Origin of the sequence: Oceanobacter antarcticus, assembly GCF_044962685.1 — a bacterium.
GTDB classification, from domain to species: Bacteria; Pseudomonadota; Gammaproteobacteria; order Pseudomonadales; family Oceanobacteraceae; genus Oceanobacter; species Oceanobacter antarcticus.
On record NZ_JBBKTX010000139.1, the window covers coordinates 1 to 238 of the forward strand.

At 50.4% G+C, this 238-nt stretch carries 1 protein-coding gene; it reads left to right on the top strand.

Going from position 1 to position 238, the window contains the following annotated elements:
- A partial coding sequence (locus tag WG929_RS21250) for a hypothetical protein (RefSeq protein WP_416207654.1) occupies positions 1-216 on the top strand: 216 nt, incomplete at its 5' end.
- Positions 217-238: the final 22 nt, after the last annotated feature.

Here is a 238-nt window from a genome sequence, read left to right on the forward strand (position 1 = left end):
GCACGGCTGGCGGAACTTGGTATGCTGATGTCATACAGTCGCCCACGGGTGAGCAACGATAACCCGTACTCCGAATCACTGTTCAGAACAGTCAAATACTGCCCTGCGTGGCCTTCAAAGGTAAACGCTCAAACAACCCCATCTACCGATTTAAATAACGGCCGCTTTCATATTCTCAGGCAGCAGTTTTTCGATGTCTTCCACGGTTTCGCATAACGGCAACTGGGCAAACACTCTC